1 protein-coding gene is annotated in these 681 nt (G+C 74.7%); it reads left to right on the forward strand.

Translation table 11 applies throughout. The features are described 5' to 3' along the window. Nucleotides 1-681: MFS transporter (locus K6I33_RS35495; protein WP_229358898.1), on the forward strand; the 681-nt coding region annotated here is incomplete at both ends.

The following is a 681-nucleotide window of genomic DNA, read 5'->3' on the forward strand; positions in this document are numbered from 1 at the left end:
CTGCTGGGGATGCTGCTGATCGGCGCGGCGTCCGCCTCGAACCTCCAGTCCCGCTACGCGGCCACCGACCTCGCCGGGCCGGACGCCCGGGCGGGGGCGCTGTCGCTGGTGGTGTGGGCCACGACGGTGGGCAGTGTGCTGGGCCCCAATCTGAGCGGTCCCGGGGAGGCGGTCGCCCGTCCGCTGGGCCTGCCGGGCCCGGCAGGGACGTTCGTCTTCTCGGTGGGGGCGTTCGTGGCGGGCTGGGCGGTCATCCAGAAGTGGCTGCCCACAGCGCCCGCGGAAACCCCGCGAACAGCGATGGCCACGCACACCGCCCCCCACCCCTTCCGCACCCGGATGCGCGAGGCCACCCGCCACGTCCTCGCCTCGCCGGCGGCCCTGACGGGCCTCGGCGCGCTGGTGATCGGCCATGCCGTGATGGTGTCGGTGATGACGATGACGCCGGTCCACCTGGCCCATCACGGGGCCTCGCTGAGCGTGGTCGGCCTCACCATCAGCCTTCACATCCTGGGCATGTACGGGCTGTCCCCGCTGGTGGGCCGGGCGGCGGACCGGCTGGGCCGGATACCGGTGATCCTGGCGGGGCAGGTGGTGTTCACGGCGGCCACGGTGCTGGCGGGGACCGCGGGTGGCCGGCAGTGGCCGGTGACGGCGGGGCTGTTCCTGCTGGGGGTGGGG

It is taken from the genome of Streptomyces sp. UNOB3_S3 (assembly GCF_020740895.1).
GTDB lineage: Bacteria > Actinomycetota > Actinomycetes > Streptomycetales > Streptomycetaceae > Streptomyces.